We start from the raw sequence: 18,516 nt of genomic DNA on the forward strand, positions 1-18,516 counted from the left end.
CTTGAACCCCTTTCACTGCGCTAACGGTTCGACTTCGTCCGGTGCGAAGTACAGGTAGCGGCCGTACCAGTCGTGCAGGTCTGCGGCCGGATCGTCCTCGAGCACCACTCCGACGTGCTGGTCACCGTCGACGTCCTCGTGCACCGAGGTCACCAGCGCAATCCGGTCGGCGAAGAACAGGTCCTGGGCGTCGGCGCGTCGTGACGGATGCAACCGGACCCGACTGCCTCGGCTGACCCGCACGCCGTTGACCAGCACGGCATCGATCTCGGGGTTGACGGCGTTGTCGGCCAATGGATCCCACCAGTCGACGCCCTCAGGTATCTCCGGTATCAAACCGGGACGTTCGGTCATGGCATGCGGATTGCGCAGCGCGCCATGCAGATTGAGCATCGCTTCGGGTGACATCGAGTCGCAGCGGTCGATGATCTCGGCGGCCCGTGCATCGGTGGCGCGGGCCTCCGCCTTTTCTTCGTCGGTCATCGTCATGATGCGCAGGGTGAGGATCTCATCGATCTCGCATGCGTCGTACAGCGCGCCTTCGCTTTGCTCGGCGATCTCCGGATAGTCGTAGAGGATGATCGGCGACACCAACATGAGATCGTGCATTCCCGGTGATCCAGCCAGGACGGGGAAGCAACGATGCTGGTGACAGCGGGCCGCCGCCTTGAGGGCCGACGGGGGCGGTTCGAGCAGCGAGACGAACTCGCCGCCGGTGACCTCGGCGATCAGGTGGGTGCCGATCAACGACACCGCGATCGCCTCGTCCTTGTCTGCGGCGGGCCCCGCGGTGTTGCGTGCCGTCACCGTCAACCGTGCCAAGGCACCGTCCTGTTCGGCGGCAATGCTCAATTCGCCGCGCAGCTCGCGTCGGGTCCGGACCAGGCGGCCGCCGTCGACGGTCTCGATGTCGGTGCCGGATGCCACCACGATCGGATGTGTCTGTGCCGCTTCGAGTTCAGCCGGGTCGAACGGGCCGAAACTGATCTCGCGTTCCACGGCTTCATCCCAGCTCAGCCAGGAACGCGGTCCGGCCACCAGTTCGTCGACGGGTTCGTAGCGGCCGCCACCGACGTCACGTTCGGCGGCGCGGTGCTGGAGCTGCAGGAACCGCACCACGACCGATACCGCCGGCTGACCGTGCGGCTGCACCAGCAACTGTGCCGAGAGGGTGTCGTTCTCGCCGATGCCGGCTGCCTCGGCGCCCGGCGGACCGAGCACGCCGAATTGCCAGCGCGACTGGTTCTTGCGCGAATTCGCCCGATATGGGTAGAGCAGGTACCCCTCGTACAGCACGGCATCGGCGACGGCTCGGACCTGGTAGTTGGCGCTCATCGTATTTCCTCGCGCGAGATCAGGGACATGATCGCGTCGTCGAACGACAGCAGTCCGCGCTGCGACTTGTAGGCCGCCAACTCGTCGATGGTGTCGCGCCCCAGGCGCAGCCATCCGGTGTTCGGATAGTGCTGCGCGATCAGCCCGCGCCAGACCGACACCGGCATGTCGTAGCGGTCCTCGCGGTCCCAGGGCACCTGCTGTACCGCGAAGCCCCGGGCGCCCGGTACGAAAATCGTTCCACTGAACAGGAACTGCAGTGGCACAGTGCCATCGCGCAACGCGTGCAGGTACTTCGCCGCTGCGACTTCGAAGTCGTACGTGCATTCCAGGGGCAGCTCGACCTGGGTGGCACCGCTGAATCCGGGCACCATCGCGGTGCTGTGCTGCCAGAGGAAGGTGTGCTGCGTGGTGCTCCAGCGTTCCCGGGGACCGAACAGGTCCAACAATCCGGCGGCCTCGTCGTCCGTGTAGCCGCGTCGCACCGGTTCTATGCGGACTTGGCAGCGCAGGGCTATGGCGTGCACCGGCTCGTCACCGACGGCCGCGACGCCAATGCGCGCGATCAGGATCGGGGTCACCGCATAGGGTTCCGGCGCAATGTCGAGGACCGCGAAGGTGACCTCAGTCATCGCTCGACCACCTCGCTGCGGTCGTCGACGGCGCGGAAGAACTCGTCCATGAAGTTGCGCACATCCTGGCCGCCGTCGAAGCCGCGCCACAGCATGCGCAGCCGGCCGACAAACTCGTAGCACGCGTCGATCGGCACCAAATTGCACCTCGGGGGCAGCGCTTCGTCGTCGGGCACCCGAACGATCAAGGCTTCGGTGTCGTCGGCAAGCATGGTCACCCGCGGATCGGCGGCGCTGATTTCGTTCCAAGCGTCGAGATCCAGTTGGGATTCGGTGGCGCCGGCTGGACCGGGATAGAACGCGACCATGCGGCCAAGGGTGGAGTTGCGGAAGAAGAACGCCAGTCCGACCGGGATCTGCAGTGACTCCCATTCACGCCGCCCCAGGGCGAAGTCGGGGAACGACAAGTAGCGGTCCGGAATGGCCCGGTATCGGAGCTCGGCGTGGGTGTCGGTGAACAGCAGGTAGCAGCCGCGGCAGACGCACATCAATTGGCGGCCTTCGACATTCACCACATGTTGGTGCTCGTCGGCGATCGGCTCCGAACACATTTCGCAGCGCTCGCCGGCTGGCTCCGGCGCGCCGCGGTTGGCCCGGATTCGGGCCAGCACATCCAATGAGCCGGTCATGATGCCACCGCTTCGCCGACTGCCATCGAGAGCACGCCGTCGTGCACCAGCAGCGGGATGGGCTCCAAATGCAGTGTGCTTCCTACGCCGACGCCCGCGTGGACGGCATCAAAGGTCGCGCCACACCGCGGGCACCGCAGCACCGTGTCGCGCAGCTGGGCTCCGGCCAGCGAGCCGGCGCAGTCCGGACATCGATCGCGGTAGGCGAAGAACTCATCACCGATACGGCAAACAAACACGGTTGTACCGGCCACCAGGAAGCCCCCGACCTCCCCGTCAGCCAACTCGGCGAGTTCCGGAACCGGTTGCCACGCCGTCGGGTGATGCCCATTGGTGCGCAAGCGGGTCAACAGTGACTCTGCGGGAATCACACCGGAAACTGAACCTGGTTCTTCCCTTTCACTGGCAACCACTTCGATGGACGAGATCTCCGGAGCGGCCGCCCGCACCGCGTCCTCGACCGCCAACTCCAGGGTGACCGCCGACGACGGACAGCTCTTGCAGCTTCCCGAGAACTGCAGGCGGACGACGTCGCCGTCGACTTCGAGCAGGTGCACATCGCCGCCGTGAGAGCCGAGGTAGGGCCGCACACTGTCCAGCGCGTCGGTGACGCGCCGCTCGACGCTGTGCGGATGCAGGCCGTGCACTAACAACAGGCTGGCCACCAGATCGTCGGCGGCCCAGCGGTCGGCGACCTCGGGATCAACCGCTGCGGCGATCCTTAGCATCCGCTCCAGACCGGCACCGTACAGGTCGGTTACCTCGCGGACCAGTTGCTCCGCTCGCTCGCGCGCGACAGCCCCGCCCGCCGCGCTGGCGTCGAGCAAGGTCTGGATCCGATCGCCCGCCGTACGCCACTGCGCGTCATCCTGGGTTTCGTCCGGGCGATGGGCCATACGCTATTCCCCGGTTGCGAACTGGGTGGGGGAGTGCAATAGATCCAACGACTTCCCGTTGCCCAGATACATATGTACCCCGCACGGCAGACACGGGTCGAAACTGCGGACCGTGCGCATGATGTCGATGCCCTTGAAGTGCTCCCTGTCGTTCTCCTCGAAGATCGGCTGACCCTGTACCGCATCCTCGTACGGCCCCGGCGTGCCGTAGCTGTCCCGCGGGCTGGCGTTCCACGGGGTCGGCGGATACGGGTGATAGTTCGCGATCTTGCCGTCACGGATCACCATGTGGTGGCTCAGCACGCCGCGCACCGCTTCGGTGAATCCGCAGCCGATGCCCTCTTTGGGCACCTCGAACTTCTCCCAGGTCTTGGTGCGGCCGGCGCGTATCTCTTCCAGCGCCTTCTCGGCGAAATGCAGTGCGCACGCGGCGGCGTAGGCCTGGAAGTAGGTCCGCGCTCGGTTGCGTTCGATCGTGTTGCTGCCGTGCTGCGGGATCTTCCACTCCAGCGAGACCGGGCCCTTCAGAGCGGTCTTCGGCAGGTTGATCTGCACGCTGTGGCCGGTCGACTTCACGTAGCCGATGTCCACCAGATTCGCCAGTGCGGTTGCCCACAGCCGCGCCAGCGGACCGCCGCCCGTGTCCAGCGCCAAGTGATCCGTGCCGTCAAACCAGCGCGGCGACATCACCCAGCTGTACTTGTCCTCCAAGTCCCGCTTCTGCGGATGCGGGTTGGTGTGCTGGTTCCACGGATGTCGCCGGTCGACCTGGTTCCCGAGCGGGTCGGTCTTGACGAACATCTCCTGGTCGGTCCAGTCGTCGTAATACGAACTGCCCAACAGGATGCGGATGCCGAGGTTGATGTCCACCAGCGACGTCGTGACGAGTTTGCCGTCCACGACCACGCCCGGGGTGACGAACATCTTGCGGCCCCAGGACTCCATGTCCTTGTAGTTGAAGTTGCAGTGCTCGGGGTCCTGGAACGACCCCCAGCAGCCGAGCAGTGTGCGTCGCAAACCGACCTGCTCATAGCCGGGCAGCGCCTCGTAGAAGAAGTCGAACAGGTCGTCGTGCATCGGCACGACCCTCTTCATGAACTCGACATAGCGCATCAGCCGGCTCATGTAGTCGGTCATCAGCTGGATGGTCGCGGTCGTGCCGACGCCGCCGGGATACAGCGTGGAGGGATGCACGTGGCGACCCTCCATGAGGCAGAACATCTCTCGGGTGGTGCGGCTGACCTGCAGCGCCTCCCGGTAGAACTCGCCGGTGAACGGGTTGAGCGCCCGCATGATGTCGGCGATCGTCCGGTACCCGTGCATGTCGGCGTGCGGCGCCTGGGTGTTCTCGGCCTTGGTGAGCACACCGGGATTGGTCTCGGAGACCATCTTCTCGCAGTAGTCCACGCCGACCAGATTCTCTTGGAAGATGTTGTGGTCGAACATGTATTCTGCGGCCTCACCGAGGTTCATGATCCACTCGGCGATGTGCGGCGGCTTGACACCGTAGGCCATGTTCTGCGCGTAGCAGGAGCACGTGCAATGGTTGTCGCCGCAGATCCCGCAGATGCGGCTGGTGATGAAGTGCGCGTCGCGTGGGTCCTTGCCCTTCATGAACAGGGAATAGCCACGGAAGATCGACGAAGTGCTATTGCACTCAACCACTTCCCGGTTGTCGAAGTCGATCTTGGTATAGATGCCGAGGCTGCCGACGATGCGGGTGATCGGGTCCCACGCCATTTCGACCAGTTGGCCAGGCTCGCGCTTCGCGTGTGACGGCTCGGGGATGATCGTTGTCATCGAATGCTTCTTTCGCTTCGGTTACTCATCGCCTGAAGGCGGATAGCGAAAACGACCCGCACCTACCAGGTGCGAGTCGCTCCGGTTTCGAGTTTCGTCCCGCGGTGCCGCCAGCGCGGCTCCTTGTCGACAGTGCGACCGGTGACGTTGCGCAGGCTGCGGATTACCGACCCGTACAGCCCGGACGCCGCGCTCGATAGCTTGCCGCCCGGCGGTTCGTCCATGAAGGGCATGAACTTGTCGGGGAAACCGGGCATGGTGCAGCCGATGCAGATGCCGCCGACGTTGGGGCAGCCGCCCACGCCGTTCATCCACCCACGCTTGGGCACATTGCACTTGACGACCGGGCCCCAACAGCCCAGTTTGACAATGCATTTCGGTGACCCGTACTCGGTGGCGAAGTCGCCCTGCTCGTAGTAGCCGGCTCGATCGCACCCCTCGTGCACCGTCGCGCCGAACAGCCACTTGGGCCGCAGCGCCTCATCGAGCGGAATCATCGGGGCCTGGTCGGTGGCCATGTAAAGCAGATACGTCAGCGTCTCAGAGAGGTTGTCCGGCTGGATCGGGCAGCCTGGGACGCAGACGATCGGGATACCGGCCTTGCTCTTCCAATCCCAGCCGAGATAGTCGGGGACACCCATCGCGCCGGTCGGGTTGCCCGCCATCGCGTGGATACCGCCGTAGGTCGCGCACGTCCCGGCCGCGACGATCGCGGTGGCCTTGGGTGCCAGGCGGTCCAGCCATTCGCTGGTGGTCATCGGCTGACCCGTCGCCGGGTTGTTGCCGAACCCGCACCAATATCCCTCGTTCTTGATCTGCTCGTTGGGGATCGACCCCTCAACCACCAACACGAACGGGTCGAGTTCGCCGCGTTCTCCCTTGAAGAACCACTCGAGGAAGTCGTCGGCGCCCCCGGTAGGTCCGCACTCGAAGTCGATCAGGGGCCAGTGGACGGCGATTTTGGGCAGGCCGGGAAGTGCGCCTAACGCGATTTCCTCGACACTGGGCTGGGTGGCGGCAGTCAACGCCACCGAATCGCCGTCACAACTCAAACCTGCATTGATCCAGAGCACATGGATCAATGTTTCTTCCGCTTTGACTGCTGCTTCAGTTGGCATCCTGCAGCCGCTTTCCGGGGCCTGGGCTGTGGCCCCTAAGCCGCTGGAGTCGACCTTCGGCCCACTTGCGCGGCTATAGATTTTGGGTTTACTCCCGGCACTGATGTCTTGTCAACGGATCGTTGCGACATACCACGATTGTTTCCCCCATTTGTGGGTAGTACCTGGTGATCGGCATCGCCGATAGGGCGAATCTGCACCTCGGGGTTATGTATCCAGGCCTACCCCAAACCGATTTCACGATCAATAGCACCGCAATGCATTAGCTTAGGTTAGGTTGACCTTATTGGCGTCAGTCGGTGGGTATCGGGGCGGTGAGGCCGGGGTCGATCTTGGTTCTGGCACGAACGGACGCGAACGCCGCGTCCACGATCATTCCTGCGTCGGAGTCGTGGCCTCTCGGGATCTGGATCGCGGCGCTGTCCGGATCCTCGCGGTGGGCCATCAGCCAGTCATACAGCAGCCAGTCCAGCGCGCAGGCGACGGTGAACGGGTCGGCATCGTCAGAAGTTGCGCTCGCGACGCAGGATTCGATCGCCTCGCGGTGTTCGCGCCGGGCGGCGTCTTTGTTCACCCCGGAGCTGTCGAACAACATCGTCGACAACGTCAGCGGATACCGTTCTCCCGACTCCGATTTGAGCACCCACCGGCCACCCTTCCACGGCCTCTCGGGATCGACCTGCACCATCTGGCCGAATCCGCTGATGACCCCGGGGGACGGCTCGGCGAGTTCACCGTCGAGCGGCGCCGGACCTAGCAGGCCGACGGGGAAACGAGCGCGGATCGAGAACAGCGTGGCGGTGCCGATGATCTTGCCTGCCCGCACATCTGGGACGAGCCCGGTGACCTCGGCGGCCAACGCATAGTCGCGCACCAGGAGATCCAGACAGCGATGCAAGGCAATCAAGTCGTCGCGTTCATCCGGATAAGGATGCTTACCGCCGCCGAGCAGGTCCCCGAACCGCGCTGCGGCGATGATCAGCGCGTCGTCGAGCGCCTCCAGGTGGGTTGCGACCAGCCGGTCCGGCTCCTCATCACCGATGACCAGATCCGGCAATGTGGTCGGCACACCGTCCGGTGTGACCCAGTAGAAGCCGATCTGACCGTCGGCCTGGACGATTCGCGGTCTCACGGCGTGTGCGCACCCAATCGGCGGTTGGTCACCCGAAGTTGCCGGTCCGTACTGTCTTTGAGTGCCGCGATCTGTTCAGGTGTCAGCCTGTCGCACAACCGCCCCCAGTGCACTGCCACGAGGTCACCCGGGGAGACATCGGACATGCTGCCATCGGCAGGGACTTCCACCTGACAGGTCATGGGCGGCGACATCGACAGCATCATGTCGTCCCAACGGAGCCGCTGACACCGCACCATGGCCGTCATACTGTCGATGGAAAGCACTGTGCCCCAGGTGATTCGGCAGTTGTCCAGCACCGACAACGGGTGGTCGTCCATGCCCTTGCCGAGCAGTCGCGTCCACGGGTACACCCCGAAGACGTGGAAGCAATGATTCGGGGCGGCTTCGTCGGCGAGGTCGGGGGTGAGGTGACTCCAGTAATGGCCGGCCTGCGGACCGATGACCGCCAGCAGCTCGGCGGTGAACGCGCGGGAATCCAGCCTGGCTCCGATGCCGCCGCCGAGCCAGTACGACTCGACCAGACGATGATCGAGCGGGTCTGGGATTCCCGTCATTCGGGACAACACCTTCAGGTATGGCCATGCTCCGGTGAATTGTCTTGCGGCCCGCTCGATCTGGTCGCGCGAGCCATCCAGTAAGGCCGACGAGTCTTCAGGCCCGCAGTAGCCGAGCCGGTTGGGGGCATATGCATACCTCGCGAACATCTCCGCGCCACGGGTGTGGGTGATGTCCGCGGTGGTCATGCCGGCGCGCCCTGCCCGATCAATGTGGCGGCGTCTCGGTGCAGCCTGCCGAAATTGTAGTAGGCCGCGCATGCACCCTCCGGGGAGACCATGCAGGTGCCGATCGGCGTTTCCGGCGTGCACGCCGTCCCGAACACCTTGCACTCCCACGGTTTGAGCACGCCCTTGAGCACTTCACCGCACTGGCAGGCCTTCGGGTCGGCCACCCGCACGCCGGGCATCGCGAATCGCTCCTCGGCGTCGAACTCGGCCAGCTCGTCGCGAAGTCTCAGCGCGCTCTGCGAGATGAATCCCAGCCCACGCCACTCGAAGTGGGGCCGCAACGCAAATACCTCGCCCATCAGCGCGAGCGCCGCCGGGTTGCCCTCCGGGTGGACAATGCGCGAGTACTGGTTTTCGACCTCGCAACGGCCATCGCGGATCTGGCGCAGCAGCATCGCGATCGACGCCAGGATGTCCAGCGGCTCAAATCCCGCCACCACCAACGGTTTACCGTAGACGGCCGGCACGAATCGGTACGGCCGGTTGCCGACGACGGTCGAGACGTGGCCTGGCCCCAGGAAACCCGACAGCCGCAGGTCCGGGGATTCCAGGATCGCCTTGATCGGCGGCACGATTGTCACGTGGTTGCAGAACACGGTGAAGTTCTTGATTGCGAGCTCCCGCGCCCGCACCAGGGTGACCGCCGTTGACGGTGCGGTGGTTTCGAAGCCGATGGCGAAGAACACCACCTGCTTGTCGGGGTTGTCGACGGCGATCTTCAGCGCGTCCAGCGGTGAGTAAACGAACCGCACATCGGCGCCGGTGGCCTTCGCGTCCAGCAGGCTGCCATTCGAGCCAGGCACCCGCATCATGTCGCCGAAGCAGGTGAAGATCACCCCGGGCTGACGTGCCAGCCAGATCGCGTCATCGACGCGACCCATCGGGATGACGCAGACCGGACATCCCGGCCCGTGCACCAGCTCGACGTTCTCCGGCAACAGATGTTCGATGCCGTGCCGATAGATCGTGTGCGTGTGCCCGCCGCATACCTCCATGAACTTGAAGTGCTCGTTCGGGCCGGCCTCGCGGGCCAGGGAGTCGATGGCGACCAACAGCTTTCGCGCCGCCGCCGGGTCACGGAATTCGTCAACAAATCGCATTATTGCCTCCAGCTCAGATGATTGCGGACGAGTCGAACGCCTGGATTTCGTCGGAATAGGCCTCGCCGAGCTTCTTGACCGCGGCCAGCGTCAGCAATGCCTCGGTCTCGTCGATCTTGGCCATCGCGAAGCCGACGTGCACCAGTACCCACTCGTCGGGCTCGGGCATGTCCTTCTCCAGCAGTCGCACGCTGATGACCCGTCGCACGCCGCTGACGTCGACCTTGGCCAAACAGTTGGCGGCGTCGGTGATCTCGATGATCCGTCCGGGGATTCCCAGGCACATGGTGGGTCCTCTCTCAGCAGATTCGGGGCAGTGGGTCGCCGACGAGCATGTCCACGATTCGGGTGCCGCCGAAACCGGTCCGCACCACGACGGTGGCGACGGGTTCGTCGGCGATGTGCCCGATCTCGGTGGCGTCCTGCCCGTCGGGGTGCGAACGAAGTGCGGCGAGCGCGTTCTCCGCTTCGTCGGGGTCGACGACGGCGAGGAACTTGCCTTCGTTGGCCACATAGAGCGGGTCGATGCCGAGCATCTCGCACGCGCCGCCGACCTCGGGCTTGATCGGCAGCCGGTCCTCCTCGAGCACCACCGCCAAGCCGGTGGCCTGCGCCAGCTCGTTGCAGACGGTGCCAACCCCACCGCGAGTGGGGTCCCGCAGCCAGCGGGTTGAGGGCGCGGCTTCGAGCAGGCGCTCGACCAACTCGCTCACCGCGGCGGTGTCGGAGTGGATGTCGGCCTCGATCGCAAGGTCGCCGCGGGCCAGCATGACCGCCATACCGTGGTCGCCGATCGTCCCGGAGACCAGGACCCTGTCGCCGGGACGCACGCTGTGCGGGGACAGTTCCCGGCCGGCGGGAACGATGCCAACCCCGGCGGTGGTGATGAACATCCCGTCGGCAGCCCCCCTGGGCACGACCTTGGTGTCGCCGGTGACAATCTGCACGCCGGCGGCGAGTGCGGCCGCGGCCATGTCGGCGACGATCTCGCGGAGTTCGGCTATCGGAAAGCCTTCTTCGAGAACAAAAGCCGCGGTGATCCACGACGGCACCGCGCCGGCCATCGCGAGGTCGTTCAGGGTGCCGTGGATGGCGAGGTGGCCGATCGATCCACCGGGAAAGCGCAGCGGCTGCACCACGAATGAGTCGGTCGACATCGCCATCCGCTGCCCCCCGGGCATCGCGACGACCGCTCCGTCGCCGAGCGCCTCCAGGTACGGATTGCGGAACGCCTCAACGAACACCGCGTCGACCAGTGCTGCCGATGCCTTCCCGCCCGCGCCGTGGGCAAGTGTCACCACTGTGTCGCGCAGCCGAGGCCGCCGTTTGCGGAACGTCTCGATGCGTTCGATGACTTGGCTCTCGCGAAATGACGGGCCAGAAGCCAGGTATTCCGCAACGTGGTCGCTCATCGGTTCTCCTCCCGTGCTTGCACCGCGGCCCACAGTTGATAGCCCACCAGCGCCTGCGATTCCTGGATGCGGTGCACACTTTGCGAGCAAACGACGAAGCAGACGTCGACGTCGGGGTTGTCGACGAAGTCGCCGCCGTCGTATCCGGTGAAGCCGATGGTGTACATGCCGCGACTGCGGGCCTCCCGCAGGGCGAGAAGCAGGTCGGCCGAAGTTCCGCTTGTGGACATTGCTATCGCGATGTCTGCGTCGCGACCCCGGGCGATCAGCTGCCGCGCGAACACCAGGTCGAATCCGACGTCATTGCCCAGCGCCGTGAGCACCGCCTGGTCGGCGGTCAGCGACCATGCGGGCAGCGGTTGCGCGGTTGGCGGCGACGCGAACAGTGCCGCCAGTGTCGCGGCGTCCGTTGAGCTTCCGCCGTTGCCGAAGGTAAACAGCCTGCCGCCGGCGGCGAACCGGCGCGCCATCTCGGCGGCCGCGCTCGCGATGAGGGGCCTGCACGCTTCCAAGGTTGACCGGCGCAGCGCCGCGCTCTCCGCCGCTTTGGCTAAGGCGGACTCCGTCAGATCGGCGAGGAGCGTGCTGGCATCGGACTCGTTTCCGTCGATAAACGGATACAGAAAATTGGTGGCCTCGTCGAGACGCTGCTGGCTTGTCATCGTCAGTCCTCACTCAACTTGCTGATCGCCATGCCGGCATGGATCAACACGAGGTCACCGCGAGACAGCGGCCCCGCCAGGGTGGTCACCACGGTCTCGGTGCCCGATGCGGTGCGCACCGAGGCCGTTCCGTCGGCGGCGGTCATCAGGACCTCGCCGAGCCTGCCCTCGTCGCTGCAGGTGATGCACACGTCGTCCGTGCACTCCTGTGATGGTGCCGTCAGCAGCCCAGGATGTTCGAAGCACACGTGGGTCAGTTCCCACAACAGGTGGTAGAGCAGGACGAACTCACCGGTCGTGGGCAGTGTCGGATCGGGATCGTCGAGCCAGAGCACGTGGTCGGCGGCCCCGTGTTCGGGCCGGTCGCCGTTGCCGATCCAGATCGTCGTGATGCCCCATGCGGCGGCGCGGCGCATGACGGCGCGCACGTCGGGGTCGGCGGCGTCGGCGACGGCAATGAGGACATCGCCGGCGCGGGCGGACACCCGCACCTGCCCGAGCAGGTCCGGTCCGGCCAGCGCCACCGCGGGCAGGGCACGTTTCCCGACGATGACCGGGTGCACGAACTCGACCGCGATGTGCTGGGCGTGCGGGGAGAACGCAGGTGCGACGCACCACATCGTGGCACCGGCCGAGAACCGTTGCGCCAGAGCAAAAGACGCCGCCGCCAGATCGGCCGCCAGATCCGGCGTCATGACGGGATGGGTTGGCGCGGTCACGATGCCGCTTCCTCAGCACCGAAGACGCCGTACTCGCGCATCGTCGCGAGAGTCACCCGGGCGGACTCTTCGTCGATGCGGGTGAGCGCGAAACCGGCGTGCACGATGGTGTAGTCACCGACCGCCAGATCGGGAAGATATGCCAGGCACGCGGTCTTGACCTCGTCGCCAAACGCGACCTTGGCGAACCGGCCACCGTCGGGGGCATCCCAGATCTCGGAGATCCGGCCGGGAATCCCTAGGCACATTCTGTGGTCCCTTCCTCCAGCGCCGTCAGTGTCGATATCGCGGCTTGACCCAGTGCGAGCCCGCCGTCGTTTGGCGGAACGATGCGATGAGTCAGCACGGTGAAACCCGCCCCTTCGAGCAGTTGACGGCATGCCTGCAGCAACAACACGTTCTGAAACACCCCACCGGTGAGCCCCACCGTCCGCGTGTGCCCCGCCACCTGGCTGACTGCTTCGACGACGGCCACCGCGACGGCGCGGTGGAATGCCGCGGCCAGGCGGGCCGGTTCGGCCCCGTCCCGCAGCGCGGCCATCATCGCGGCCATCATCGGAGCGGGATCGAGGATTCCGTCCGGGGCGACGTCCAGGCGCAGGGGCACCGACCCCGGTGCGTCACCGTCGACCGATGCCGCCAGGACCTCCAGCTCGATCGCTGCCTGGCCCTCGTAGTCGATGTGCTGGCGCACGTCGAGCAGTGCGGCCACCGCATCGAACAGCCGGCCCATGCTCGTGGTGGGCACGCACCCGCGGCCGGTGGTGAATTGCGTGCGCAGTAGCCGCAATTCGGCAGCGGTGGCGGCCTTGACGGGAGCCATGTCCGCCGTCCACGGCACACGAGCGTGCCACAGGTGCGCCAGCGCCATCCGCCATGGGTTGCGCACCGCGGCATCGCCGCCCGCCAACGGCGCCTCGGCCAGGTGTCCGACACGGGTGAAGCGGTGGCTGTCGGTGCCCAGACGCAGGATTTCCCCACCCCACACGGTGTCGTCGCATCCATAGCCCGTGCCGTCGAAGGCGACGCCGATGATTGGTTCGCCCAGCATGCCGTGCTCGGCGAGCAGCGATACCACGTGGGCGTGATGGTGCTGCACGAGATCCAGCGGGCGGTCACCGACGTTGTGCTCGGCCCAATTTCGTGTCACATAACGCGGATGCAGGTCGGCGGCCAGCCGCGCAGGCTGGCGACGGATACCGCAGAGCTGCCGCACCGAGTGCGTGAACGCTTTCAGCGTGGCGACGGTGCCCATGTCGCCGATGTGGGCCGAGGAGAACGCACGTCGACCATCGGTCAGGCAGAACGTGTTCTTCAGCTCCCCGCCGACGGCAAGCACTGGTGGGCCGTCCCGGCCGAGGTCAACGGGCAGGGGTGCGTAGCCGCGGGAGCGGCGGATCGGCAACTCCCGAGCTCGGTCCCCGTCACTAAGCACTCGCACCACCGAGTCGTCGCACGGCACGTGGATGGGCCGGTTGTGGTCGAGCACCGCGTCGGCGAGTGCGGGCACCCGCTGGGCCGCATCGTCGTCGGTGTAACAAATGGGTTCGTCGGATCGGTTGGCGCTGGTCAACACGATCGATTCGGGTGGGGTCGTAGCCTCGCCCGGCACTGTAGACAGCAGCAGGTGGTGGATCGGCGAGTACGGCAGCATCAAGCCGATCAACGGATTATCGGGAGCTACCCCGGCCGCGACCGGCGCGTCGGCTCTGCGACGCAGCAACACCACCGGCCGGGCGGGACTGGACAACACCTTCGCCTCGTTGACACTGATGTGGGCGTAACGGCGTGCAACACTGAGATCGCGGACCATCACGGCGAATGCCTTGCCGCGCCGGGCTTTCCGCCGCCGCAACTCATCGACGGCGGCAGCGCGGTCGGCCGCGCAGGCCAGGTGGTAGCCGCCGATGCCCTTGATGGCGACGATGCTCCCTTCGGCCACCGCGCGCTGGGCGGCCGCCAGCGCCGCGTCGATCACGGTGATGTGGACGCCGCGGCCGGTGAACCATAGCGATGGCCCACAGTCGGGGCACGCAATGGGCTGGGCGTGGAATCGCCGGTTCGCCGGGTCGTGGTATTCGGTGGCACAGTGCTCACACATCGGGAAGTCCGACATGGTGGTCGCGGGCCGGTCGTAGGGCAGTTCACGGATGATCGTGAACCGCGGACCGCAGTTGGTACAGGTGATAAAGGGGTGACGGTAACGCCGGTCGGATGGGTCGAACAGCTCGGTCACGCAGTCGTCACAGACCGCGATGTCGGCGGGGATTGAGCTGGGTGCGGCATCGGCGGTGCGGCTGGCGACGATGCGGAAGCCGTTGTCACCGTGGAGGTCTGCTGCGAGGTCGGCGCACGAAACATCGCTGATCGCGGCCAGCGGCGGTGCTTCGGCGAGGAGGCGTTGGCCGAATTCGGCGATGGCGGTCGGCGTGCCTTGCACTTCGATGAAAACCGCCGCCGAGTCGTTGCCGACGAATCCTGCCAACCCCAGTTCGCTGGCCACCCGGTGCACGAAGGGGCGGAAACCCACACCCTGCACGACCCCGGTCACGGTGAACCGGCGCCGCTGCAGCGGCGCCACCATGGTGGGCGTTGGTGCGCGGCTCATCGTCGCCGCCAGATGATGACGCGGTTGTTGCCCGAGTCGGCCACAGCCACGCGATCGCCATGCAGCCACAGCCCGTACGGCCAGCACAGTGAGTCATGAGTGACTGCACTCCAGCGGTTTTCGCCGTTCGCTTCGAATGTCGGCTGAGCCAGGACGTAGTCGGCGGCCCGGCCATCGGCGGGCACACCGTCCCACAGCAGGACGCGGTTGTTGGCGGTGTCGGCGACAGCCAACCGGTCTGGGCCGCCGCCCGCGGTGTCCATGCTTACCCCGTACGGAAACCGGAATCGGTTACCGCGCTGCGGTCCGTACGGCCACTCGCTCGCGGTGGCGAAATCCGGCTGACCGAGCAACCGGTCGGCGGGGCGATCGCCGCCGGGCAGCGGCGACCAGCCGAGCACCCGGTGATCGCCGGCATCGGCAACCAACAGCAGGTCGTCGCGCCCGCTGATGCTGTGCGGCCAGCGGAAGCTGGCGGGCCCAACCTGATCGCCGCGGTTCTCTTCGCGGCTCGCCGGGTCAGGCTGGCCGAGCACGATGTCGGCCGGGCGCCCAGGCTCGGGAAGTCCCCCGTTCCAGCCGAGCACCCGACGGTTCCCGGTGTCGGCGACCCAGAACACCGAGCCGATGAAGGCCATTCCGAACGGCCAGTACAGCGACGAGGCCGAGCACTCACCGCCCATATTGGGTTCCACTGCGGAACTGTCGGGCTGGCCCAGCACCAGATCCGGTGGGGTCCAGTCAGTTTCGGGCACCGTGTGCCACACCAGGATGCGGTGGTGCCAGGCATCGGCGACGATGAGGCGCCCGTCGTGGACGAGCACGCCGGTGGGCAGATTCATCCCGTTCTCGGGGCCGCGTCCGGCCGCGGCGCGCCCCTCGGTGGTGCCGTCGGGCTGCCCGAGCACGACGTCGGCTGGCTGTTCGTCGTGGGCGGGCCGACCGTGCCAGATCAGCACCCGATGATTGCCCGAGTCGGCCACCACCAGGTGATGCGCGTCGAAGAACACTCCGCGCGGTGAGTACATCCACGCCAGCGTCGGGTTGGCCGGCGGCAGCGCCAGGCCGCCCGGTGCGGGCGCGCCCAGCCACACCTCCGGCTCCCAGCCACCGGAAAGGTCCACGGCCGCAGCGGAGTCGGTGCGTGGCGCCGGTGGCAGCAGGCTGGTGCGCACGGTCAAGCCCGTCATGTGCCCACCCGGATCCATATCTGTCCGTTGTCGACGCGCAGCGGCAGCTGCTCGAGTTGCGCCGCCGGTGCGGTGAGACACTCCCCGGACGCAGCGTCGTAGCAGAAGCCATGCCAGGGACAGGTCAGGGTGCCGTTGTCGGTGTCGAGCACCGCGTTGTCCAAAGGCAATGCCTCGTGGGCACATTCGTTGACGTAGGCGGTCAGCTGCTGATTCAGGTTGACCACCAGCACCGACACCTCCTGCCCGGAGTTCGGTGCGGTCACCTGCACCGCGATGAGGTCACCGTCACCTACGTCGGTCGCGTGCCCGGCTTGCACCCAGCCTTCTTCGACTGGGTGACGGGCGGCGAACAGCGAGTCCGCCGAAATCAAGGTCGGCTCGGGCTCATTGGGTAGCACCTCAACGGCGGTGACCGACGAGACATTCTCGACGAGTGCCTTTTCCACCAGGTTGCGCAGTGTCACCGAGGACATCGAGCATCCGTTGCAGGCGCCCTGCAGACGCACGTACGCCGTTCCGTCGTCGATGCGCACGAGCGTGACATCACCGCCGTGGCCTTGTAGTTGCGGTCGCACCGCGTGTAATGCCTTGGTGGCCTGTGTCATCGGGTCCGGCCGGATGATCTCGTGCAGCGAAAGCAGCAGGTGCACAACGGGGTCGTCGACGAGATCGAACAGCAGGGGCCGAGTGGCCTCGTCGGCGCGCATGCGTCGGACAATCGTCACCAGGCCGGCCCGGTGGATGGCCTCGATGGCCGCCTTCAGCTCCTCAGCGACCGTGCGGGCCGAAGGGTCTAGCTTCTGCAGCGCGGCGGTGGCGTCATCGACCCGCTTCGCCAGCTCTTCAAAGCTGGGGTCGGGCGGCTGCTCGCCTGCGGGTCGAGGTTGGGAAACCTCGGAAATGGCTGTGGACATCACGGACCCCCGATTTCGTCGGCGGTGGAAAGCACGCGCTGCCGCGCTATTTCGTCGAGCACCCCGCGCACGGCGCGCACCGAGTCGTCGTCGCCGAGCTCCTCGAACAGGAACCGTGCCTCGTACAGCTTGGCCTTGGCGTCATCGAACACACCGAGGTGCGCGAGGACGTTGCCTTGGTTGGCAAGCACTCGTGCCCGGCCGAGGGGATCGGTCGCGCGGTCACGCGTCTCGAGGATGGCCTCGTAGAGTTCGACGGCCTCGACGAGGTTCTCCTTGTGGTGCCGCGACGGTGTATACACCAGGGAGTTAGCCAGATTCAGCTGCACACTGGCCCATTCCCTGGGGTGCTCATCACGGGTGTAGACGGTCAGCGCCGAGCGTAGGGATTGGGCAGCCACACCCAATCGCAGCTGTCCGGAAGCCTCGACCATCGGCATCGTCAGGTACACGGTGGCGAGTCCGGCATGCGCGGCCGCCCACACCAACGGCGCGTCGGTGCGCTTGATCAGTTGCAGCGTCGAGTGGTAATGGGGGACGGCGGTCGCCAGCAGTTCCGGCCGCTGCTGGGCGTGTTCGTGTAACACACCGGCCAGGCACATGTGGATCTCGGCGCGCGCCACCCGCAGCCCGTCGGCACCGTCGAGCGCGATCAGCGATTTCTGCAGCCGCGAAACACAGCCGTCGTCGCCGCTGTCTCGGCAGATCGCGCCCGCTGCGCCGAGCAGGAGTCCAGCCAGGGGCGCCGACACGGGCTCGGCCGCCTCGACGGCATGGTCGAGCAATTCGATTGCCGCTGCGGGGTTTCCGTCCGACAGGGCGTGGGTGGCCTGGGCAGAAAGCACGGCCGCGGCGAGTTCGCCGTGGATATTCTCCGATCGTGGCGGCATGTCGGTGCGCCCGAGCGCGAACAGCACCACGTCGACGAGGATCGCGAACTCACCAAGTGCCGCCCGCAGTTCGTCGGGGTCGACGCCGTCGGGGTCGAGCACGAAGCGGTTGTAAAGGGCCACCGGATCGGCGCGGTGTTCCAGCGCGGCGATGGCAGCGTCGCGCTTGCCTGCGGCGGCCAGTTCGTGGGCGCGCATGCTTGGTGGCCAGTGCCGGGGTAGCCGTCCCTCGAGCATCTCCGCTCGTGCGGCTTCGGTCTCCTCGCCGGCCGGAATCAGCAGGTAGCCCAGCGGCAGTGCAAACACGCCCAGCGGCTGCGGGCGCACCGCGAGTCCCGGCGGCACCGAAATGTCGCCGCTGACAACGGATGTCGAGGTCATCAATGAGTCAGCCATTCAGCGGTCCTCTTATGTCACGTTCGGCGGCCCGCTTGATCATCCGGGCCGACAACTCGGCGCGGGCCTTGGTCGGGTGGGAGTCGATGCGCTTGCGCACAATGCCGTCGGCGAACACAACCACGATGCCGACGGCCCAGCGCCCGCGTTCTTCGACCACCACCGTGTCCACGCTCAGCGCGTCGTCGGCCGAGCTGTCCTCGCCACGTTGAGTGCGCGGCAGGATGGGTTCATCGGCCGCGCTGTCCCCCTGATCGTTGGTGTGCGGGTCGATGTCGGGTTGCTCGGCCAC

At 66.3% G+C, this 18,516-nt stretch carries 19 protein-coding genes; all 19 read right to left on the reverse strand.

Going from position 1 to position 18,516, the window contains the following annotated elements:
• Positions 1 to 12: 12 nt before the first annotated feature.
• Complete coding sequence (locus tag CWS39_RS08590) at positions 13 to 1,335, reverse strand: hypothetical protein (protein WP_102142492.1); 1,323 nt, start codon at positions 1,333 to 1,335, stop codon at positions 13 to 15.
• Positions 1,332 to 1,967: a DUF6084 family protein gene (locus CWS39_RS08595; protein WP_102142493.1), complete on the reverse strand. Its 636-nt coding sequence runs from the start codon at positions 1,965 to 1,967 to the stop codon at positions 1,332 to 1,334. Before CWS39_RS08595 ends, CWS39_RS08590 begins: the two co-directional genes overlap by 4 nt.
• Positions 1,964 to 2,596, reverse strand: a complete 633-nt coding sequence (locus CWS39_RS08600; protein WP_102142494.1) for a DUF5947 family protein — start codon at positions 2,594 to 2,596, stop codon at positions 1,964 to 1,966. The genes CWS39_RS08595 and CWS39_RS08600 overlap by 4 nt, the downstream gene beginning before the upstream one ends.
• Entirely contained in the window at positions 2,593 to 3,492 is a 900-nt protein-coding gene (locus CWS39_RS08605; RefSeq protein WP_102142495.1) for a NifU family protein, read from the reverse strand. Before CWS39_RS08605 ends, CWS39_RS08600 begins: the two co-directional genes overlap by 4 nt.
• A 3-nt stretch (positions 3,493 to 3,495) precedes the next feature.
• A complete protein-coding gene (locus tag CWS39_RS08610; RefSeq protein ID WP_102142496.1) occupies positions 3,496 to 5,292 on the reverse strand; it encodes a nickel-dependent hydrogenase large subunit in 1,797 nt (598 codons plus the stop codon).
• Positions 5,293 to 5,354: 62 nt separating this feature from the next.
• Complete coding sequence (locus tag CWS39_RS08615; protein WP_102142497.1) at positions 5,355 to 6,410, reverse strand: NADH-quinone oxidoreductase subunit B family protein; 1,056 nt, start codon at positions 6,408 to 6,410, stop codon at positions 5,355 to 5,357.
• A gap of 292 nt (positions 6,411 to 6,702) precedes the next feature.
• Complete coding sequence (locus CWS39_RS08620) at positions 6,703 to 7,542, reverse strand: hypothetical protein (RefSeq protein WP_102142498.1); 840 nt, start codon at positions 7,540 to 7,542, stop codon at positions 6,703 to 6,705.
• Entirely contained in the window at positions 7,539 to 8,288 is a 750-nt protein-coding gene (locus CWS39_RS08625; RefSeq protein ID WP_102142499.1) for a DUF6390 family protein, read from the reverse strand. Before CWS39_RS08625 ends, CWS39_RS08620 begins: the two co-directional genes overlap by 4 nt.
• Complete coding sequence (gene hypD / locus CWS39_RS08630) at positions 8,285 to 9,430, reverse strand: hydrogenase formation protein HypD (RefSeq protein WP_102142500.1); 1,146 nt, start codon at positions 9,428 to 9,430, stop codon at positions 8,285 to 8,287. Before hypD ends, CWS39_RS08625 begins: the two co-directional genes overlap by 4 nt.
• A gap of 13 nt (positions 9,431 to 9,443) precedes the next feature.
• Positions 9,444 to 9,716, reverse strand: a complete 273-nt coding sequence (locus CWS39_RS08635; RefSeq protein WP_102142501.1) for a HypC/HybG/HupF family hydrogenase formation chaperone — start codon at positions 9,714 to 9,716, stop codon at positions 9,444 to 9,446.
• 13 nt (positions 9,717 to 9,729) lie between these two features.
• Complete coding sequence (gene hypE, locus CWS39_RS08640; RefSeq protein WP_102142502.1) at positions 9,730 to 10,842, reverse strand: hydrogenase expression/formation protein HypE; 1,113 nt, start codon at positions 10,840 to 10,842, stop codon at positions 9,730 to 9,732.
• Complete coding sequence (locus CWS39_RS08645) at positions 10,839 to 11,504, reverse strand: D-sedoheptulose-7-phosphate isomerase (protein ID WP_102142503.1); 666 nt, start codon at positions 11,502 to 11,504, stop codon at positions 10,839 to 10,841. The genes hypE and CWS39_RS08645 overlap by 4 nt, the downstream gene beginning before the upstream one ends.
• Before the next feature lie 2 nt (positions 11,505 to 11,506).
• Positions 11,507 to 12,199 carry a hydrogenase assembly protein HupF gene (locus CWS39_RS08650; protein ID WP_102142504.1) on the reverse strand — a complete coding sequence of 231 codons (693 nt, stop codon included), beginning with the start codon at positions 12,197 to 12,199 and terminating at the stop codon, positions 11,507 to 11,509.
• Positions 12,200 to 12,219: 20 nt separating this feature from the next.
• The gene (locus CWS39_RS08655; RefSeq protein WP_102142505.1) at positions 12,220 to 12,471 is read right to left on the reverse strand and encodes a HypC/HybG/HupF family hydrogenase formation chaperone; all 252 of its coding nucleotides are present in this window, start codon (positions 12,469 to 12,471) and stop codon (positions 12,220 to 12,222) included.
• Entirely contained in the window at positions 12,462 to 14,831 is a 2,370-nt protein-coding gene (gene hypF / locus CWS39_RS08660) for a carbamoyltransferase HypF (protein WP_102142506.1), read from the reverse strand. Before hypF ends, CWS39_RS08655 begins: the two co-directional genes overlap by 10 nt.
• Positions 14,828 to 16,021, reverse strand: a complete 1,194-nt coding sequence (locus tag CWS39_RS08665) for an NHL repeat-containing protein (protein ID WP_233213410.1) — start codon at positions 16,019 to 16,021, stop codon at positions 14,828 to 14,830. The genes hypF and CWS39_RS08665 overlap by 4 nt, the downstream gene beginning before the upstream one ends.
• A complete protein-coding gene (locus CWS39_RS08670; protein WP_102142507.1) occupies positions 16,018 to 16,938 on the reverse strand; it encodes a NifU family protein in 921 nt (306 codons plus the stop codon). Before CWS39_RS08670 ends, CWS39_RS08665 begins: the two co-directional genes overlap by 4 nt.
• Entirely contained in the window at positions 16,938 to 18,224 is a 1,287-nt protein-coding gene (locus tag CWS39_RS08675; RefSeq protein ID WP_431306101.1) for a hypothetical protein, read from the reverse strand. Before CWS39_RS08675 ends, CWS39_RS08670 begins: the two co-directional genes overlap by 1 nt.
• Entirely contained in the window at positions 18,217 to 18,516 is a 300-nt protein-coding gene (locus CWS39_RS08680) for a hypothetical protein (RefSeq protein ID WP_233213411.1), read from the reverse strand. The genes CWS39_RS08675 and CWS39_RS08680 overlap by 8 nt, the downstream gene beginning before the upstream one ends.

The organism is Mycobacterium hubeiense, assembly GCF_002838065.1.
Classification (GTDB): Bacteria; Actinomycetota; Actinomycetes; order Mycobacteriales; family Mycobacteriaceae; genus Mycobacterium; species Mycobacterium hubeiense.

What these genes read in the sequence shown, in the direction of transcription:
- CWS39_RS08590 (WP_102142492.1), bottom strand. Translation starts at nt 1,335, where the DNA reads ATGAGCGCCAACTACCAGGTCCGAGCCGTCGCCGATGCCGTGCTGTAC.
- CWS39_RS08595 (WP_102142493.1), bottom strand. Translation starts at nt 1,967, where the DNA reads ATGACTGAGGTCACCTTCGCGGTCCTCGACATTGCGCCGGAACCCTAT.
- CWS39_RS08600 (WP_102142494.1), bottom strand. Translation starts at nt 2,596, where the DNA reads ATGACCGGCTCATTGGATGTGCTGGCCCGAATCCGGGCCAACCGCGGC.
- CWS39_RS08605 (WP_102142495.1), bottom strand. Translation starts at nt 3,492, where the DNA reads ATGGCCCATCGCCCGGACGAAACCCAGGATGACGCGCAGTGGCGTACG.
- CWS39_RS08610 (WP_102142496.1), bottom strand. Translation starts at nt 5,292, where the DNA reads ATGACAACGATCATCCCCGAGCCGTCACACGCGAAGCGCGAGCCTGGC.
- CWS39_RS08615 (WP_102142497.1), bottom strand. Translation starts at nt 6,410, where the DNA reads ATGCCAACTGAAGCAGCAGTCAAAGCGGAAGAAACATTGATCCATGTG.
- CWS39_RS08625 (WP_102142499.1), bottom strand. Translation starts at nt 8,288, where the DNA reads ATGACCACCGCGGACATCACCCACACCCGTGGCGCGGAGATGTTCGCG.
- hypD (WP_102142500.1), bottom strand. Translation starts at nt 9,430, where the DNA reads ATGCGATTTGTTGACGAATTCCGTGACCCGGCGGCGGCGCGAAAGCTG.
- CWS39_RS08635 (WP_102142501.1), bottom strand. Translation starts at nt 9,716, where the DNA reads ATGTGCCTGGGAATCCCCGGACGGATCATCGAGATCACCGACGCCGCC.
- hypE (WP_102142502.1), bottom strand. Translation starts at nt 10,842, where the DNA reads ATGAGCGACCACGTTGCGGAATACCTGGCTTCTGGCCCGTCATTTCGC.
- CWS39_RS08645 (WP_102142503.1), bottom strand. Translation starts at nt 11,504, where the DNA reads ATGACAAGCCAGCAGCGTCTCGACGAGGCCACCAATTTTCTGTATCCG.
- CWS39_RS08650 (WP_102142504.1), bottom strand. Translation starts at nt 12,199, where the DNA reads ATGACGCCGGATCTGGCGGCCGATCTGGCGGCGGCGTCTTTTGCTCTG.
- CWS39_RS08655 (WP_102142505.1), bottom strand. Translation starts at nt 12,471, where the DNA reads ATGTGCCTAGGGATTCCCGGCCGGATCTCCGAGATCTGGGATGCCCCC.
- hypF (WP_102142506.1), bottom strand. Translation starts at nt 14,831, where the DNA reads ATGAGCCGCGCACCAACGCCCACCATGGTGGCGCCGCTGCAGCGGCGC.
- CWS39_RS08665 (WP_233213410.1), bottom strand. Translation starts at nt 16,021, where the DNA reads ATGACGGGCTTGACCGTGCGCACCAGCCTGCTGCCACCGGCGCCACGC.
- CWS39_RS08670 (WP_102142507.1), bottom strand. Translation starts at nt 16,938, where the DNA reads ATGTCCACAGCCATTTCCGAGGTTTCCCAACCTCGACCCGCAGGCGAG.
- CWS39_RS08675 (WP_431306101.1), bottom strand. Translation starts at nt 18,224, where the DNA reads ATGGCTGACTCATTGATGACCTCGACATCCGTTGTCAGCGGCGACATT.